16 protein-coding genes and 2 riboswitches are annotated in these 18,011 nt (G+C 41.6%); of the genes, 14 read left to right on the plus strand and 2 right to left on the minus strand.

Features of this window, described 5'->3' with window-relative positions:
- Window positions 1-44: 44 nt before the first annotated feature.
- Complete coding sequence (locus CSV64_RS09510; protein ID WP_099634390.1) at window positions 45-806, minus strand: glucose 1-dehydrogenase; 762 nt, start codon at window positions 804-806, stop codon at window positions 45-47.
- 148 nt (window positions 807-954) lie between these two features.
- A complete protein-coding gene (locus CSV64_RS09515) occupies window positions 955-2,085 on the minus strand; it encodes a methionine biosynthesis PLP-dependent protein (protein ID WP_099634391.1) in 1,131 nt (376 codons plus the stop codon).
- A gap of 79 nt (window positions 2,086-2,164) precedes the next feature.
- Window positions 2,165-2,265, minus strand: a riboswitch (SAM riboswitch).
- 156 nt (window positions 2,266-2,421) lie between these two features.
- On the opposite strand from CSV64_RS09515, the gene CSV64_RS09520 reads away from it, so the two are divergent.
- The 14 genes from CSV64_RS09520 to CSV64_RS09585 all read left to right on the plus strand — a co-directional run bounded on the left by CSV64_RS09520 (window position 2,422) and on the right by CSV64_RS09585 (window position 17,692).
- Window positions 2,422-2,757 carry a DMT family transporter gene (locus CSV64_RS09520; protein ID WP_099634392.1) on the plus strand — a complete coding sequence of 112 codons (336 nt, stop codon included), beginning with the start codon at window positions 2,422-2,424 and terminating at the stop codon, window positions 2,755-2,757.
- A gap of 2 nt (window positions 2,758-2,759) precedes the next feature.
- Window positions 2,760-3,074 (plus strand): DMT family transporter, encoded by a 315-nt coding sequence (locus CSV64_RS09525; protein ID WP_143560997.1) that lies wholly within the window; start codon window positions 2,760-2,762, stop codon window positions 3,072-3,074.
- Between the two features lie 6 nt (window positions 3,075-3,080).
- Window positions 3,081-3,608, plus strand: a complete 528-nt coding sequence (locus CSV64_RS09530) for a methylated-DNA--[protein]-cysteine S-methyltransferase (protein WP_099634394.1) — start codon at window positions 3,081-3,083, stop codon at window positions 3,606-3,608.
- Window positions 3,609-3,613: 5 nt separating this feature from the next.
- The gene (locus CSV64_RS09535; RefSeq protein WP_099634395.1) at window positions 3,614-4,336 is read left to right on the plus strand and encodes a FadR/GntR family transcriptional regulator; all 723 of its coding nucleotides are present in this window, start codon (window positions 3,614-3,616) and stop codon (window positions 4,334-4,336) included.
- Between the two features lie 154 nt (window positions 4,337-4,490).
- Window positions 4,491-5,210: a (Fe-S)-binding protein gene (locus CSV64_RS09540; protein ID WP_099634396.1), complete on the plus strand. Its 720-nt coding sequence runs from the start codon at window positions 4,491-4,493 to the stop codon at window positions 5,208-5,210.
- Between the two features lie 23 nt (window positions 5,211-5,233).
- Window positions 5,234-6,655: a LutB/LldF family L-lactate oxidation iron-sulfur protein gene (locus tag CSV64_RS09545; protein ID WP_099634397.1), complete on the plus strand. Its 1,422-nt coding sequence runs from the start codon at window positions 5,234-5,236 to the stop codon at window positions 6,653-6,655.
- Between the two features lie 2 nt (window positions 6,656-6,657).
- Window positions 6,658-7,374 carry a LutC/YkgG family protein gene (locus tag CSV64_RS09550; RefSeq protein WP_099634398.1) on the plus strand — a complete coding sequence of 239 codons (717 nt, stop codon included), beginning with the start codon at window positions 6,658-6,660 and terminating at the stop codon, window positions 7,372-7,374.
- Window positions 7,375-7,697: 323 nt separating this feature from the next.
- Window positions 7,698-9,167 (plus strand): nicotinate phosphoribosyltransferase, encoded by a 1,470-nt coding sequence (locus CSV64_RS09555; RefSeq protein ID WP_099634399.1) that lies wholly within the window; start codon window positions 7,698-7,700, stop codon window positions 9,165-9,167.
- A gap of 16 nt (window positions 9,168-9,183) precedes the next feature.
- Entirely contained in the window at window positions 9,184-10,008 is an 825-nt protein-coding gene (gene nadE / locus CSV64_RS09560; protein ID WP_099634400.1) for an ammonia-dependent NAD(+) synthetase, read from the plus strand.
- A 122-nt stretch (window positions 10,009-10,130) separates the two neighbouring features.
- Complete coding sequence (locus CSV64_RS09565; protein WP_099634401.1) at window positions 10,131-11,081, plus strand: AAA family ATPase; 951 nt, start codon at window positions 10,131-10,133, stop codon at window positions 11,079-11,081.
- Window positions 11,078-12,256: a DUF58 domain-containing protein gene (locus CSV64_RS09570; protein ID WP_099634402.1), complete on the plus strand. Its 1,179-nt coding sequence runs from the start codon at window positions 11,078-11,080 to the stop codon at window positions 12,254-12,256. Before CSV64_RS09565 ends, CSV64_RS09570 begins: the two co-directional genes overlap by 4 nt.
- Window positions 12,253-14,418, plus strand: coding sequence for a transglutaminase-like domain-containing protein (locus CSV64_RS09575; RefSeq protein WP_099634403.1), 2,166 nt, complete (start codon window positions 12,253-12,255; stop codon window positions 14,416-14,418). Before CSV64_RS09570 ends, CSV64_RS09575 begins: the two co-directional genes overlap by 4 nt.
- Window positions 14,419-14,622: 204 nt before the next feature.
- Window positions 14,623-16,176, plus strand: a complete 1,554-nt coding sequence (gene guaA, locus CSV64_RS09580; protein ID WP_369823519.1) for a glutamine-hydrolyzing GMP synthase — start codon at window positions 14,623-14,625, stop codon at window positions 16,174-16,176.
- Window positions 16,176-16,277, plus strand: a riboswitch (purine riboswitch). (Overlaps the previous gene by 1 nt.)
- An 80-nt stretch (window positions 16,278-16,357) precedes the next feature.
- On the plus strand, window positions 16,358-17,692 hold the full coding sequence (locus tag CSV64_RS09585) for an NCS2 family permease (RefSeq protein WP_099634404.1): 1,335 nt from the start codon (window positions 16,358-16,360) through the stop codon (window positions 17,690-17,692).
- The last annotated feature ends 319 nt before the right edge of the window (window positions 17,693-18,011 follow it).

Consider the following 18,011-nt stretch of genomic DNA (forward strand, 5'->3'; position numbering starts at 1 on the left):
TTTTCATTAGATATTCCCAAAGATTTTTCTTGAAATACATAACCTTAATATGCAGACCATCCATTGTCAGCTTCCATGACAACGCCGTTAACATAAGAGGATTCATCTGATGCAAGGAATAGTGCAATGTTTGCAATTTCTTCCTTAGTTCCCGGACGGCTCATCATGTTTACGCCCCTTAGAGCTTGCTTCATGCCGAATTCATCCGGTTGAGTCAAACTGTTTGTGATATTAGTCGGTATTTGCGCTGGGGCAATCGCGTTACAGCGGATGTTTAATGGACCGTATTGAGAAGCAACGCTTTTTGTCATCCCTGCGACCGCATGCTTTGAAGCGGTGTAAGCAAAACCACCTCTACCACCTGTCACTGCTGAGATAGAAGCCATGTTGACGATAACCCCTGACTTTTTTTCTTCGAAGATAGCTAATGCTTTACGAGTTGCACGCATCACACCTGTTGTGTTGATTGCTAATACTTTGTCCCATACTTCATCTGTCACTGTAGCCGCAGAGTACATATTGTCCATAATCCCAGCATTGTTCACTAGAATATCAAGAGTACCGAATCGCTCAACTGCTGTATCAATCATTTTTTGTACATCTTCCTCAACTGTCACGTTGGTTTTAACTGCTAGCGCTTCACCGCCAGTACTTTTGATCGTCTGGACAGTTTCTTCCGCACCTTCCATATTCATATCTGCGATGATAAGCTTTGCGCCTTCACGGGCATACAGTTCAGCAATTTCTCGTCCAATCCCAGAACCAGCGCCAGTTACTACTGCTACTTTATTTTCTAAACGTTTCAACAATATCGCCTCCAATAGTATTCGTATGTTCTTTTTTATTATATACTTTAATGTCTAACTATTGAAAGGTTTAGCTCCATTGCTTTGACTACATAAAAAACTCGAACTGTCATAGTTAAGCTGACGGTTCGAGTTGTACTGTTTACTATTATTGAACTTTTATGCCTTCGACTACTTCTTTTGCAGCATAAAGAGCTTGTTTCACATCAGCAATCAAATCGTCTACATCTTCGACTCCAACCGAGAAACGTAGTAGACGGTCGTCCACTCCACGGCGATTACGTTCTTCCAATGGAATATCCATATGTGTCTGTGTAGTTGGATACGTGATAAAGCTTTCCACACCACCCAAACTTTCAGCGAATGAAATAAGGTTCATGTTTTCAAGGAATGGTCCCACCCACTCGCTATTCTGTACACGGAATGACAACATACCCCCAATACCAGCGTAGAGCACATCGACAATGAGTGGTTCTTGTTCTAAATATGATACCATTGCTTTCGCATTCGCGTCATGTTGTTTCATACGTAAGTGCAATGTTTTTAGACCGCGAACGACAAGCCATGAGTCAAGGGGAGACAATGTAGCTCCAATCGCATTATGGTTAGTAAATAGGCGTTCGCATAATTCCTCACCCTTTGCGACGACTAAACCTGCTAGTACGTCATTATGTCCCCCGATATATTTCGTTGCACTATGAATGACAATATCTGCACCTTCTTCAATAGGTCGCTGAAAATAGGGTGTTAAGAACGTATTGTCGACAATTAGCAATAAACCATGTTTTTTCGCCAATTCCGCATACGTACTGATTGCTATGTTTTGCATTAATGGATTGGTGGGTGTTTCCAAGAAGATCGCTTTTGTGCGATTAGTAATCGCTTGCTCGACTTCTGAAACATCATCGAACGATAAGTATCGCGTCTTCACATTGTACGTCTCTTCATATTGATTAAATAAGCGATACGTACCGCCATATAGGTCTTCAGGCGCTAATAGTTCTGAATCTGTCTTAAATAAAGATAAAATTAGTTGAATGGCTGCCATTCCAGAACTGCACGCATATCCTTGATCACCGGATTCCAAGTTTGCAATTCCATCCTCTAAGACAGAACGCGTAGGGTTTTTTGTACGTGTGTAATCATATCCAGTAGATTTGCCCAGACCTTCATGATGGTATGCTGTCGACAAGTAAATCGGCGTATTTACTGCTCCGGTTTTCTCATCACTGTGATTTCCAAGTTGTACCAATCTAGTTTCTAATCCGTTGTTTGTCATGAATATCCATCCCCCCAGAAAAATAAAAAAGAACCTCTTCTTTTCGAATAGGCCCTCGAACATACAAGTGTATACAGTATTCTCATCTTCAAGGTGGTGTCACCCTTGGAATTAGCACCGTGCCTGGGGCTGGTTGCTGAGACATCGCTGGGCCTATCCCTCCGTCTCTCTCGATAAGAATATTCACAATATAGGCAAAACTGTTGACGGATTTATTCTATCATGCAGATATACTAGATGCAAGTTCCCTTTAATCGTCATTCGATGATTTTTTGTTTCAGTAAAAGATTTGCTATACTTATAGATACTCATCACGATAGAAAGGAGATTTTTATTTTGGCTTGGGGGTATGTCGCGCTGGCGGCTATGATAGAGATTTTCTGGGTAGTCGGTCTTCGTTACTCTGAAACAGTTATTCAATGGACTGGAACCGGTGTGGCAATTGTTTTCAGTTTTTATTTCATTATTAAAGCATGTGAAAAATTACCTTCCGGGACGGTATACGCAGTTTTTACCGGATCAGGTGCCGCTGCAATCCTTTTAGTGGATATATTCATCTTTCAAGCAGGCTTCACATGGGTTACGCTGACATTCATCGGATTAATCGTCATTGGGGTAGTCGGCATTAAGTTGACTACAGATGAAAAAGCGGATACAGAAGGAGGTAGCTGACAATGGCTTGGGTGTACTTGGCTATTGCGAGTCTCGGGGAGATTTTCGGTGTGGTAAGTATTAATTATTATTTACAGAAGCGTTCAATTAAAAGATTGTTACTTATTGTGGGGATATTTGGTTTCGGCTTTGTTTTTCTATCACTTGCGATGCGTGAAATTCAGATGAGTACAGCTTATGCGGTATGGACAGGGTTAGGAGCAGCAGGAGCCGTATTGATGGGGATTTTGATTTTTAAAGAATCTGCTAGCATCAAACGTCTCTTCTTTTTATCACTCATTATTCTCGGTGCAGTCGGCTTAAAGTTATTCGGATAAAGGGGAGTGAACATACTGGTTTATTGGACACAATTTGATTTCGACGAATGGACAGTGACACTAGCTGCTACAGAAAAAGGACTTTGCTACGTGGGACTTGCCGAAAAAAGTTTGGAACATATGAAGGATTGGACTAAGCGATTTGATAATAAAGAATTAAAGGAAGATGAAACAAAGCTTGAAGTCTATACGAGTCGGTTCATAGAGTATTTTTCAGGGAAAGCTACTGGTTTTTCAGAGCTGTCGCTTGATTTAAAGGGAACACCCTTTCAACTGCAAGTATGGGAAGCACTACAACGAATACCATATGGTGAAATCGTAACTTATTCGAAAATTGCAGAACAAATAGGAAAAGTATCTTCTGTTCGGGCTGTAGCATCTGCAATAGGCAAAAATCCGATATTGATCGCGGTGCCTTGTCACCGTGTGATTTCAAAAAGTGGAGGATTGTCAGGCTATCGTGATGGTATGGAACATAAAAGTAACTTGCTGCAACTGGAGAAATCGAGCTTGATAAGTGATAGGACGGAGTGAGCAACATGAAATATAAGCAAATTAAACAGAAGAAAATATATGAAGAAGTGGCGGATAGTTTATTAGACTCCATTCAATCTGGAGAGTTAAAGCCGGGTGATAAATTAGATTCTGTACAGCAACTGGCTGAAAACTTTACAGTTGGCAGATCAACAATTCGCGAAGCCTTATCAACATTACGTGCTAGAGGGCTTATAGAAATGCGACAAGGAGAGGGAACATATGTCAAGGAGTTTTCATCCGTCGATATGATCTTTCCGTTACAGAGTGCCATGCTCATGAATCAACAGGATATTCAACATTTGTTAGCTGTGAGAAAAATAGTTGAGACCGGAGCCGCAGCAAATGCAGCCGAATCCCGTACAGTATACGATTTAAAAAAGATGGAAACTGCACTCAATGAAATGAAAAAGCATGCCGGGGATATTTTGCTAGGTGAAAAAGCGGATCTAGACTTCCATTTTGCAATCGCAGAAGCAACAAAAAATCCATTATTGGTAAATTTGTTGAGCCAAGTGGCAGGACTAATGAGTGAATCGATGAGAGAGACACGTCGTATTTGCCTTTATTCGGAGACTGCGACAGTAGATCGTTTGCATGATGAGCATGAGGCCATATTTTTAGCGATTAAATCACAGCAACCAGAAATTGCGTCTAGTACTATGCAAGCCCATCTTCTGAATGTGGAGTCTGTTCTAATAGATCATTGGAAGTCAGTAAAAGAATAACATTACTCACTCATTTTCTTTTGAGCGATTTTTTTATAGCGAAATAAATGAATGCTCTGTCAATGAACAAATCTTTGTAGTATGCTAAGTAAAATATTAGTCATCTGATGACCTGTTGACTGTGTGAAGTATTTTAGCGAAGAGGTGAAGTGAAATGAAGGTTAGCTTATTTATCACATGTCTTGTAGACATGTTTTATGCAGAAGCCGGCAAAGACATGGTAGAAGTATTGGAAAGACAAGGCTGTGAATTATCGTTTCCAAAGGGGCAAGTTTGCTGCGGACAGCCTGCTTATAACAGCGGTTATGTAGAAAATTCCAAATCGGCAATGAAGAATATGATCAAGGCATTTGAAAATGCGGAGTATGTTGTCACGCCTTCAGGATCTTGTGCCACCATGTTTAAATTGTATCCTGATGTATTCAAAGATGATCCCAATTGGTTACCAAGAGCGCAAGAGTTGGCAGATAAAACGTATGAGTTCACTCAGTTTCTTGTCAATGTATTGCAAGTGGAAAACGTTGGAGCTAAATTGATGGGAAAGGCCACTTATCATCCGTCTTGCCATATGACGAGATTACTAGGCGCAAGTGAAGAACCAAGAAAGCTATTGAATCAAGTGGAAGGACTCGAAATGATCCCTTTACCCAATGCACATAATTGTTGTGGATTTGGCGGAACATTCTCCGTGAAGATGGGAGATATCTCTGAACAAATGGTAGATGAGAAGGTGAATAGTGCCATGGCGACTGAAGCAGATTATTTAATTGGGGCGGACTGTGGTTGCCTGATGAATATTGGCGGACGAGCAGAACGTGTAGGCAAGCCTATCCGTGTTATGCATATCGCGCAAGTATTGAATAGTCATGAGTAAATCAAAAAAGTGAGGTGATAGCAATGGCGATGAAGTTCAGTAAGAAAAACTTTACAGATCGTACAAAGGATAATATTTCAGATGATTTCATGAGGCAGGCAGTGGCGAGCGCACAAGAACGTTTGCATGGAAGAAGACTCGATGCTGCAGAGGAGTTAGGTAGTTGGGAAGAATGGCGTTCACATGGGGAAGAAATTCGTCAGCATGTTCTTGAAAATTTAGATTATTATTTACATCAGCTAAGTGAAAATGTTTCACAACGTGGCGGTCATGTATTCTTTGCGATGACCGCTGAAGAAGCTAGTGAGTATATTCGAGATGTCATCAAGAAAAAAGAGGGCAAAAAAGTTGTGAAGTCGAAATCCATGGTAACGGAAGAAATCAATCTGAATAATGTTCTAGAAGAAGCTGGATGCGAAGTCATTGAGACAGACTTAGGTGAGTATATCCTTCAAGTAGATGATCATGATCCACCCTCTCATATCGTAGCGCCAGCACTTCATAAAAACAGAGAACAAATTCGCGAAGTATTTGCGGAAAAACTTGACTACCACAATACATCTAAACCGGAAGAATTAGCTTTGCATGCACGTGAAAAACTGCGTCAAGAATTCTTGGATGCAGACATAGGTATTACAGGTTGTAACTTTGCGATAGCTGAAACAGGCTCGATTAGTCTTGTGACGAATGAAGGGAATGCACGACTTGTATCCGCATTGCCGAAAACTCAAATTACGGTAATGGGTATGGAGCGGGTGGTACCTTCATTTGAAGAATTCGAAGTACTGGTCAGCTTATTGACGCGAAGTGCAGTAGGTCAAAAATTGACGAGCTATGTCACGGCGTTAACAGGTCCTAGAGATGAAGGGGACGTGGATGGCCCTGAAGAATTTCATTTAGTCATTGTTGACAATGGTCGTTCTGAAATATTAGGGACAGAATTCCAGTCCGTGTTGCAATGTATCCGATGTGCTGCATGTGTCAACGTGTGTCCCGTTTATCGCCATATTGGCGGGCACTCATACGGCTCTATTTATTCGGGCCCTATTGGTGCTGTGCTATCGCCGTTGCTTGGAGGCTACGACGATTTCAAGGAGCTACCTTTTGCTTCCACGCTATGCGGAGCATGCACGGATGCTTGTCCGGTGAAAATCCCTCTTCACGAACTACTTCATTCACACCGTCGCATCATGGTGGAAGAAGAAGGCCGATCACCTATTTCAGAGAGGCTGGCAATGAAAGCATTCGGGATCGGTGCTTCTTCCAATCCGTTGTACTCTATGGGCTCAAAGGTAGCATCTACCGCGATGAAACCGTTGACGAAAAATGACCGGATTTCAAAAGGTCCAGGTCCACTGAAAGACTGGACAGACTTACGGGAGTTCCCGGCTGTCGGAAATACGCGTTTCCGAGACTGGTTTTATGATCAGAAAGGAGGCAAATAAGCATGGTAGGATCGATACAAAACCGCGATGCTTTTCTAGATAAGATTGCGGCACAATTAGGTCGCGAACCGAAAAAGAAAGTAGAAAAACCGATATGGAAACATCAACCTCAGCGCACTGTGTTAGCAGATGCTTCTATAGATGATTTACTCGAAGTATTACGTGTGCAATGTGAGCAAATTCATACTGATATCGTCGAAACGACAAAAGAATTGTTACCGGTTGCGCTGGATGAAGTCGTAAAAGCATACGGTGGCGGACCGCTATCTCTATGGAAAGATGAACGTTTTGGGGAGTATGGATTATCGGACCTGCTAGAGACAAAATGGCCTTCGGAACAGATTGAAGTCAATAGTTGGAATTCTTCGCTCGGAGAGAAGAATATTGAATTAGCTGAACGAGCAAATATCGGCATCACATTCAGCGACATGACCCTCGCGGAATCCGGTACCGTCGTACTATTCAGTAGTGCAGACAAAGGTCGTTCAGTCAGCTTGCTCCCAACGCATTATATTGCCTTAATCCCTAAAAGTACGCTAGTTCCAAGAATTACCCAAGCATCAGATATGATTCGAGAAAAACTAAACAACGGTGAGCAAGTTCCGTCTTGCATCAACTTCATCACAGGTCCAAGCAACTCCGCAGATATCGAAATGAACCTCGTTATCGGCGTTCACGGTCCTATCAAAGCATCATATATCGTTATAGAAGATTGCTGAAAAATGATTACGTAAGACAGAGGCTGAACTCGGAAATGAATCGGGTCCTTCATCTGTCTTTTTTTATGAAGTAGATCAAGCGAAGCGTTAGGAGCATATATTTTCACCTAAACGCATTTGGCAAGTTAGGCACTCAGAAAAGCATCTGCCGAAAACGTCGAACAACGTTGCCTCCACATTCACATTTCCATTATGAACTTTTTTACGAGCTTCAAAAAAGTTATATTTCTGAAATCGATTCCCCAGTTGATGATTACTTTGCTGAGAAATAGGGAAAATAGTGTATAATGACAATATTATTGCAGCGGAAGAAGGAGACGACTATGACTTCATCATACAAAGACGACAGCTTAGCGTTACACACAGATCTATATCAAATCAATATGGCTGAATCATATTGGGCGGACGGTATTCATGAACGGAAAGCGGTATTTGAAGTGTATTTCAGAAAAATTCCATTTGGTAACGGTTATGCGATATTTACCGGCCTTGAACATGTACTAAAGTATCTCGAAGAGTTTTCGTTCACAGAAAGCGATTTAGCTTATTTACGAGAAGAGCTAGGTTTCGCCGATGACTTTCTTGATTATTTAAAAGGCGTCCGTTTCACGGGAGACGTTTACTCCATGAAAGAAGGAGAACTCGTTTTTGCGAATGAACCGATTATCCGAATTGAAGCGAACCTGATTGAAGCGCAGTTGATCGAAACAGCATTGCTAAACATCGTTAACTATCAAACGTTAATCAGCACAAAAGCTAGCCGTATTAAACAAGTAGTGAAAGATGATATTGTGATGGAATTCGGGAGCCGCCGTGCGCATGAGATGGATGCCGCGGTTTGGGGTGCGCGTGCCGCGGTTATTGGTGGCGTAGAATCTACGAGTAACGTACGTGCAGGCAAACGTTTCGGACTGACTGTTTCGGGAACACATGCTCATTCATTCGTACAAGCCTATAAAGATGAGTACACTGCATTTAAAGTCTACGCACAGCGTCATAAAGACTGCGTATTCTTAGTGGATACCTATAATACATTGAAAATTGGTGTTCCAACAGCGATCAAAGTAGCAAAAGAACTCGGAGACAGCATTAATTTCATCGGCGTCCGATTGGACAGTGGAGATATTGCGTTCTTGTCAAAAGAAACTCGCCGCATGCTAGATGAAGCAGGTTTCCCAGATGCGAAAATCGTTGTATCCAATGACTTGGATGAGTATACAATTTTGAACTTGAAAGCCCAAGGAGCCCAAGTAGACATCTGGGGTATTGGAACAAAGTTGATTACGGCATATGATCAACCGGCGCTTGGAGCGGTCTATAAAATTGTCTCCATTGAAAGCGAAGATGGAGAAATGCAAGATACGATTAAAATTTCGGCAAACGTAGAAAAAGTGACAACACCCGGCCGCAAAAAACTGTATCGAATCATTGACCTCGAAAATGGTAAAGCGGAAGGCGACTACATTACGATGCATGACGAGGATCCGACGAAGGAAGAACGCATCAAAATGTTCCATCCTGTTCATACATTTATCTCGAAGTTTGTGACGAATTTTGAAGCGGTAAACTTACACGAACAAGTTATCCAAGACGGAACAATTATTTATGAAAATCCGCCAGTTTATGAAATTCGTGAATTTGCACAACGAAATCTTACCCTACTATGGGAGGAATATAAACGTTCATTAAACCCGGAAGAGTATCCTGTCGATCTTAGTCAGAAGTGTTGGGACAATAAGAGACGTAATATAGAAGAAGTGCATGAAATGGTAGAGATCTATACAAAGCGATGAAAAGGAAGTGGTAGCGTTGACATTGCAGCTAGAAATTATCCAAGCATTACGTGCGAAACCGGAAATCGACCCGCAGCAAGAGATTCGGACTTCCATTGACTTTATGAAAGCATATATGAAAAAGAATACATTTTTACAAGGGTTTACAGTAGGTATTTCCGGAGGGCAAGACTCTACATTAGTTGGCAAGTTAGCACAGATGGCCGTTGACGAACTTAACAAAGAGTTAGGAGAAGAAAAGTACAGATTTTATGCACTCCGTTTACCATATGGTGTGCAGTTTGACGAAGACGATTGCCAGGATGCATTGCGTTTTATCCGTCCGTCCGTCGTCTATTCAGTCGATATTAAAGAAGCAGTGGATGCTAGTGAACGGACTCTAATCAAAGCAGGTCTCCATATTTCCGATTTTGATAAAGGGAATGAAAAGGCACGTGAACGTATGAAAGTGCAATATTCCGTAGCGGCCGTTCATCACTCTGTTGTTCTTGGTTCAGATCACGCAGCCGAAGCAATCACTGGCTTCTACACAAAGTTTGGTGATGGTGCAGCGGATTTGATGCCGATTTATCGACTGAATAAACGCCAAGGTAAACAATTATTAAAAGCGCTAGATTGTCCACCACATTTATACAATAAAATCCCTACAGCTGATTTGGAAGGCAATAAACCCGCCATTCCGGATGAAGTAGCATTAGGTGTGACGTATGATGAAATCGATGACTATCTCGAAGGAAAAGAAGTATCGGACGAAGCACGTAAGCAAATTGAAGGACATTATTTGAAATCAGCACATAAACGGCACTTGCCTATCACAGTGTTTGATGAATTTTGGAAATGAAAACTGCCGACCTTTTATTGGATAAAGGGTCGGCAGTTTTTCTGTTTGTCGGGGTTATGCGTTTCAGGTATGATAGTTTCATATAAAAAGATGGATTCAGTTCGTGACGGGGGAGAACAATTATGCATTCACAATGGATCGAACGAGTATTAAACAATATTGAAAAGGTTATTGTTGGTAAACGTGATATAGCGGAGTTAAGTATAACGGCATTATTAGCTGGCGGTCACGTATTACTAGAAGATGTACCAGGCGTTGGCAAGACGATGCTAGTAAGGGCGCTTGCGACTTCGATTGGTGCTAAGTTCAAGCGGATCCAATTCACGCCGGACTTGTTACCTTCTGATGTTTCAGGCGTATCGATCTATAATCCACAGACGATGCAATTTGAATTTCGTCCGGGGCCTTTAATTGGGAATATCGTATTGGCTGATGAAATTAACCGAACATCACCTAAAACACAAGCTGCTTTATTGGAAGGGATGGAGGAGGCATCCATTACAGTAGATGGAACGACTATTCAATTACCGAAACCGTTTTTCGTAATGGCGACACAAAATCCTATTGAATATGAAGGGACGTATCCGCTACCGGAAGCGCAGCTTGATCGCTTTATTTTTAAGTTGAAAATGGGTTATCCGACAAAGCAGCATGAGGTGGAGTTATTGAAAAGGGCGGAACACCAAACGCCAATCGAGCAAATTGACGCTATTCTGACAGTGGATGAATTACTGGAATTACAGCGTCATGTGCGTGAAGTGACAGTAGACGATACGATAGTTTCTTATATTGTGGATTGTGCAGATGCAACTCGCCAGCATGAATCGGTTTCTTTAGGTGTAAGTCCAAGAGGTTCGATGGCATTAATGAAAGCTTGTCAGGCTTATGCATTCATCAAAGGGCGCATGTTCGTATTGCCTGACGATGTACAATATTTAGCGCCATTTGCCTTTTCACATCGGATGATTTTGCTTCCTGAAGCGAAATATGAAGGAATTGATGCTGAGGAAATTGTCAGCCACATCCTCAAACAGTTGCCAGTTCCGGTAATGCGCGGGTCTGCAACCTTATGAATGGATTGCGATCATTCGGACGTTTCGCAAGTGTCATAGCAATTGGTACAGCTGCCTACGTCTTCGCAAAATTTCAAGGAGGCTTCGTTAGCTGGTTCATTTTCTATACGTTGATCCCGTTTGTGACATACTCCGTGCTTCTATATTTGTATCCGTTACGGGATCTAACGGTTGAACGAAATATTGAAAAACGACATGTATCAAGGAATGGGCAGGTATCCATTCGTGTGGTGCTTAAAAGGAACCTCCCTTTCCCTTTACTATATGTAGTTCTAATGGATAAACGAGTGCATGCGAAGCGCGAAAAAATGGAACGGAAAATTATACTGCTAGGATTTCGAAGAACATATGAGTACAACTATTTGCTGAAGAATGTACAACGTGGCGAATACACATTGCCAACAGTAGAAGTGGAAGTAGTAGACTTTTTCAATTGGATTCGTAAAAAAAGGGTATTTGTAGTTCAAGACCACTTTTTAGTCTATCCAAGTGTAACAGCTATGGTGTATGAATCGGCATCTAATGGGACGAGCCAAGGACAGCAACTTTCCGCTTACATGCTGGTGAAGGATGCAACCACACCGTCTAGTGTTAGGGAATATGCGCCAGGGGACCGCATGTCTTGGATTCATTGGAAATCATTTGCCCGGACTTCAAAACTAATGACAAAGGAATTTGATGAACAGCGATCGGAGCAACATACGTTGTTGATGGATTGCGGAATATCGGAAACATTTGAAAGTGCGGTGGAGTTAGCTGCATCGATTGTTGTATCCGCTAGGCAGCATCATGCCAAGCTGACCATGATCACAGCGAGTGAACAGCCGAAAGTGTTTCCCTTGATACAATCCGCAGATCAGACTAGGCAAGCATTAGTACATCTTGCGAAAATTCAACCAACAGACATACAACAAGTAAGGTTGCCGGTAGGAAAAGCGGTGTCTCGAGATGCGTTATTGCTTATTACAGGGGATCTGCGCATAAATTTCATCCGTCGTGTGTTGACGTTTGCTCCTGATGCGTCCGCAATAGTTTGTTTTGTGATGTTGACAGATGAAACGAATAAAAAATCACTTGAATCTATTATAGATCAAGTAAAATTACTCGGTATTACCGTGAAATTGATTTATCCGTCTGATTGTTCATCAGCATTGAAAAAGGCGGTGAAATCATGAGGAAATCGATATTGGATTGGAAAGTGCTGATATTTTTATATGCACTTAGTTCCGTTTTGCTATGGGAGTGGTTTATCCCGATAATGGATTTAACGGATTTTGGACATCCTTCATTATTCATCGTCTATTTAGTACTGTTTTTTGCGTTGGCTTTACTTCGACTACCGTGGTGGATCAGTGGAGCGGTCCAGATTCTTTATGTATTATGGGCTATTCATTATATGTATTTTGATCAACTATGGATATCTATAGAGGTGACAGGCTATATTTTGCAAGATATAAAACAGAATGTCTTGCTGTTATTCCAAGGTGAGCTCGGTGAATTATCAAATTTATTCCGTACGTTATTGTTGTTTACGCTAGTTTGGATGATCGCCTATTTACTTCGTCACTGGATTGAGGTACGACGTAGTATGATGATGTTCTTTGGTTTTACAATCGTATTTGTAGCACTTTTGGATACGTTCACTCCGTATGATGCTACTTCGTCTATTGTGAGAATTATGATGGTAGGCTTATTGATTGTAGGTTGCCTAACTTTAATTAAATTATCAGATGATGAAGGGTGGTCACTTCGTCCGAAAAAATTACTTCTGCTTTCATTGCCGGTGGTGCTAATTGTAGTATCTGTTGGATTGCTATCAAGAAATGCACCGATTTATCCCCCGGCATGGCCAGATCCCGTACCATACTTATTATCATTAAGCGGAATGGAAGAGGAATTCGATAAAGGACAAGCTAAAGCTGGTTATGACCCTGACGATTCGCAACTAGGTGGAGCTTTCGTCCAAGACAATCAATTGGTGTTTGAAGCGTCTGTTGAACAACGTCAATATTGGCGTATAGAAACGAAGGATACATATACATCTAAAGGCTGGATACAAGATAAAGAATCAGATAAAGAGCTGTTGGATACAGGTGAAGAATTATGGGGATTCCCTATAGAAGGAGAAGTGTCGCATGCTGTACTCGATTTCGTTGAACCATTGCCATTCCTAGCTACACCATATGACACGACGAAAATTTCCTCACCTGAAGGTTTGAACCTCATGCACGAGATAACGGCGAACAGACTATATTTGTTGATGGGTCTGCAGGAAAAGATTACACAGTATGAAATGGAGTTCGTAGAGCCTACATACATCCTGTCAGATTTGCAGAAGACAGAGATGGTGAATTACGAGATGGTACCGGAAGATTTAACTAGCTATGTGCAACTTCCTGCAGAATTACCGGGACGGGTGAAAGAATTAGCTGTATCGATTACAGAAAATGAAACCGCGGTCTATGATAAAGTGAAAGCTGTAGAACAGTATTTTAAAAAGAACGGTTTTGTTTATGAGACACAAAATGTTCCAATACCTAATGAAGAACAGGACTATGTGGATCAGTTTCTATTCGACACGAAAAAGGGGTATTGTGATAACTTCTCCACTTCGATGGCAGTCATGCTCAGGTCTGTAAATATACCGACGCGATGGGTGAAAGGATTTGCACCTGGCGAAATGGCATTTAAAGCATCGGGAAAAAATGTCTATCGCGTGACGAATGATGAGGCGCATTCATGGGTGGAAGCATATATTCCTGAAATTGGATGGATGCCGTTTGAGCCGACACTTGGTTTTACACATCCGACAGAGATCGAATTCGATACTTCGAACGAAAACCTAGAACAAGAGGAAGTTAAGAAATCTGTGAAGCCTGAAGTGGAAAAAGTGAAAGAGCCTCCTAAGAAAACAATAAATTCGTCAATGTTCGACGCATTCAAACAAAAGTTTCTATGGTTGTTGAGTCAATGGTGGCTTTACGTATCCTTACTAGGGTTAATAATAGGGGCTAGTGCCGTTTTATATAGCAAACGGAGCAATTGGTTGCCGAAACGACGTATAAAACAATTGAGGAAATTACCGAATGGGCACGTGAAATTTGAACAGCAATTTACACAGTTATTACAACAACTTGCCCGTACCGGCTTGCCAAAGGATACTGCAATGACGCTTACCAACTACGCAATACTTGTAGATAAACGGTATGGCGGAGATCGAATGGCAGTCTTGACTCGTGCGTATGAGATAGGAGTATATGGTAATGATTGGCAGTCCCAAGAGTGGGATAAGTTGAATGAAGTATGGGAAGATTTAATTATTAGCACAACATGTTGATTTTTTAGCGAAATATGCGTAAAATATAGAGCGGATGATGCTTGAAATGTCCTCGACATATCTAGCACTAACGAACGTCAGCTATCATCGAATAGCAGTACCTGGATTCTTTGATGGAAAAGACGCGTGGAAAGTTGACTTTCTAACGCGTCTTTTGTAGTTGAGGCATGAAATGGTATTAAAAAATTGGAAGAGGTGGATTAGTTGTCAAATGCTCCTGTGTTAGCCGGACAAGAAAAAATTGTAGTTCTCGATTACGGCAGTAAATATAATCAGCTCTTCACGCGTACAATCCGCGAATTCGGTGTGTATAGTGAGTTACACGCACATACAACGACAATTGAGGAAATTAAAAAAATGAATCCAGTCGGTATCGTACTTTCCGGCGGTGCAGCATCTGTTGGAGACGAGAAAGCGTATGCTATCGATCCGGCAATATTCGAGTTAGGTATTCCTGTATTGGGCATCAGTTACGGAGCTCAAGTAATCGTCGATCATTTAGGCGGTAAGGTAGAAAAGAATACAGGTGGCGAAAGCAAAGAAGAAGCGTTGACAGTGGACACGACGTCTACATTATTTGCTGGTCAGACGGACAAACAAAATGTCTGGGTTAGCCATAGTGCTGACATTGCAGAATTACCTGAAGGCTTTACTGCATCTGCAAAAGATTCAACTGGTAATATTGCAGCAATTTCAAATGACGAACAGCAAATCTATGCGATTCAATTCCATCCGGAAGATTATCGTTCGGAAAACGGGAAAGACTTCTTGCGTAACTTTGTATTTGAAATTTGTAAAGCTTCAGGCGATTGGACTATGGATCGGTTCATTGAAATTGAAATCGAGAAGATCCGCTCAACAGTTGGCGATCGTAAAGTACTTTGCGCGCTAAGTGGCGGAGTTGACTCTTCAGTAGTAGCTGCTTTGATTGACCGTGCAATAGGCGATCAGTTGACATGCATTTTTGTGGACCACGGATTGCTTCGTAAAGGCGAAGTCGAAAGTGTAGTTAAAACTTTCAGCGAACAGTTCAGCATGCACTTCATTAAAGTAGATGCGCGCGAACGCTTCTTGGATAAGCTGGAGGGTGTTACAGACCCTGAGCAAAAACGAAAGATTATTGGTAATGAATTTATTTACGTGTTTGACGAAGAGTCCGCTAAACTAGACGGCATCAAATATTTAGCACAAGGTACGATTTATGCAGATATCATTGAAAGTGGAACTGCGACTTCTGCAACTATTAAATCTCACCATAACGTGGGTGGTTTGCCTGAAGATATGGACTTCGAGTTGATCGAGCCATTACGTGCGTTGTTTAAAGACGAAGTACGTGCGGTAGGAGCAGAACTTGGTTTGCCTGAAGAAATCGTTAACCGCCAGCCATTCCCAGGTCCGGGACTTGGGGTTCGTGTGCTTGGTGAAATTACGGAAGAGAAGCTTGAAATCGTTCGCGATGCAGACTTTATTTTACGTGATGAAATCGCAAAAGCTGGACTCGATCGTTCAATCTGGCAATATTTCGCGGTATTACCGAATATCCGCAGTGTAGGTGTTCGTAACGAACAACGTTCTTACGACTATGCGATTGGTATCAGAGCGGTTCATTCAGTAGATGGCATGACAGCGGATTGGGCTCGTATACCTTTCGATGTACTGGAAAAAATCAGTACGAGAATTACAACTGAAGTTGATCAGGTTAATCGTGTTGTATATGATATTACAGCGAAACCACCTGGCACTATTGAGTGGGAATAAGTTAAACAACAGAATATGATCGTATAACGCTAGGAATAAGGCCTAGAAGTCTCTACCGAAACACCGTAAATGTTTCGACTACGATTCAAAATAGAAATATATTTTCTATTGGATTAAAAAAGAGGCATGCGAATTTATTTCGCGTGCCTCTTTTTACATACTAAGAGTAAGGAAGGTCACAATGAAAAAATACTTTGAGTTTGATAAGCTGGGCACCAATTATCGTCGCGAAATCATCGGTGGAATTACTACGTTTTTGGCGATGGCATATATTTTAGCGGTAAATCCAATCATGTTATCTTTGGATGTTGTACCTGATTTGCCTGATTCCATGCGTATGGATAAAGGTGCAGTATTTGTTGCTACTGCACTTGCGGCTGCTGTAGGAACGTTATTTATGGGTTTGATAGCCAGATATCCGATAGGTTTAGCACCAGGCATGGGATTAAACGCATTCTTCGCATTCACTGTAGTACTGACTTACGGTATACCATGGCAAACAGGATTGACTGGAGTATTATTCTCTGGATTAATCTTTATCGTTCTTTCATTAACTGGGTTACGAGAAATGATCATCAATGCAATACCGGCACAGCTGAAATTTGCGGTAGGTGCAGGTATAGGTTTGTTTATTACCTTCCTCGGACTACAAAATGCCAAGATTATTGTGGCGGATGAAAATACGTTAGTAGGCTTGGGTGATTTAACAGCGGGACCTACATTACTAACGATCTTTGGTTTAGTTATCACAATTATCATGATGGTACGTAAAATCAAAGGCGCTATTTTTTATGGGATGATCATGACCACGGTTTTAGGTATGGCTGTCAGTCTAATAGATGTGCCACATAAGGTAGTAGATAAAATTCCATCAGTCGCTCCTACGTTTGGTGCAGCTTTCGATGCGATCATTAGCGACCCAGGTTCCTTGATGACAACACAATTTCTAGTGATCGTCATCACATTCCTATTCGTAGACTTCTTCGATACAGCTGGAACACTAGTTGCAGTTGCTACACAAGCAGGTCTAATGAAGGAAGACCGTCTTCCACGTGCTGGTAAAGCACTGCTTGCAGATTCCTTAGCAACCGTAACAGGCGCAGTAATGGGTACATCCACTACCACTTCTTACATTGAATCTACAGCAGGTGTTGCGGCGGGTGCCAAAACAGGCTTTGCTTCTATTGTAACGGCGCTGTTGTTCTTACTAGCATTATTCTTCTCGCCTTTACTACTAGTCATCACACCGGCAGTTACAGCTCCGGCTTTGATTATCGTAGGGGTATTGATGGTGTCGACATTAGGAAATATAGAATGGACTCGTTTCGAAATCGCAGTTCCAGCATTCTTTACGATTATCGCGATGCCGTTGACGTATAGTATCGCAACAGGTATCGCAATAGGTTTTGTTTTCTATCCTATTACGATGCTAGTAAGCGGTAGAAGAAAAGAAATTCATCCGATAATGTACGGACTCTTTGTGATCTTCATTTTGTATTTCATCTATATCAAGTAATAATAAACCGTTCCCCAGACCAATAGGGGAGCGGTTTTTTCTATTCTACAAGCTTCCCTTTGAAGGCGTTAATTGCATCGAATCTAAAAGATAGGGAAAAGAAATTGAAAAAGGTTGTCTAAAGTTGTTGACAGTTTAAAATACGTCTGATATAGTAATAGAACAGTCAAGAAAGCGACTGCGACATGAACCTTGAAAACTGAACAGCAAAACGTTAACGAAATACAGTTTGTGCACCTAACGGTGACACAAACAAAATGAGTATCTTAATTGATGCCAGCAAATGAAACTCGAGCTAATCGAATTTCTCTTATGGAGA

The sequence above is a fragment of the Sporosarcina sp. P32b genome, from assembly GCF_002743335.1.
Classification (GTDB): Bacteria; Bacillota; Bacilli; order Bacillales_A; family Planococcaceae; genus Sporosarcina.

What these genes read in the sequence shown, in the direction of transcription:
- CSV64_RS09555 (WP_099634399.1), top strand. Translation starts at nt 7,698, where the DNA reads ATGACTTCATCATACAAAGACGACAGCTTAGCGTTACACACAGATCTA.
- CSV64_RS09540 (WP_099634396.1), top strand. Translation starts at nt 4,491, where the DNA reads ATGAAGGTTAGCTTATTTATCACATGTCTTGTAGACATGTTTTATGCA.
- CSV64_RS09575 (WP_099634403.1), top strand. Translation starts at nt 12,253, where the DNA reads ATGAGGAAATCGATATTGGATTGGAAAGTGCTGATATTTTTATATGCA.
- CSV64_RS09515 (WP_099634391.1), bottom strand. Translation starts at nt 2,085, where the DNA reads ATGACAAACAACGGATTAGAAACTAGATTGGTACAACTTGGAAATCAC.
- CSV64_RS09570 (WP_099634402.1), top strand. Translation starts at nt 11,078, where the DNA reads ATGAATGGATTGCGATCATTCGGACGTTTCGCAAGTGTCATAGCAATT.
- CSV64_RS09535 (WP_099634395.1), top strand. Translation starts at nt 3,614, where the DNA reads ATGAAATATAAGCAAATTAAACAGAAGAAAATATATGAAGAAGTGGCG.
- CSV64_RS09550 (WP_099634398.1), top strand. Translation starts at nt 6,658, where the DNA reads ATGGTAGGATCGATACAAAACCGCGATGCTTTTCTAGATAAGATTGCG.
- CSV64_RS09525 (WP_143560997.1), top strand. Translation starts at nt 2,760, where the DNA reads ATGGCTTGGGTGTACTTGGCTATTGCGAGTCTCGGGGAGATTTTCGGT.
- CSV64_RS09545 (WP_099634397.1), top strand. Translation starts at nt 5,234, where the DNA reads ATGGCGATGAAGTTCAGTAAGAAAAACTTTACAGATCGTACAAAGGAT.
- CSV64_RS09585 (WP_099634404.1), top strand. Translation starts at nt 16,358, where the DNA reads ATGAAAAAATACTTTGAGTTTGATAAGCTGGGCACCAATTATCGTCGC.
- CSV64_RS09565 (WP_099634401.1), top strand. Translation starts at nt 10,131, where the DNA reads ATGCATTCACAATGGATCGAACGAGTATTAAACAATATTGAAAAGGTT.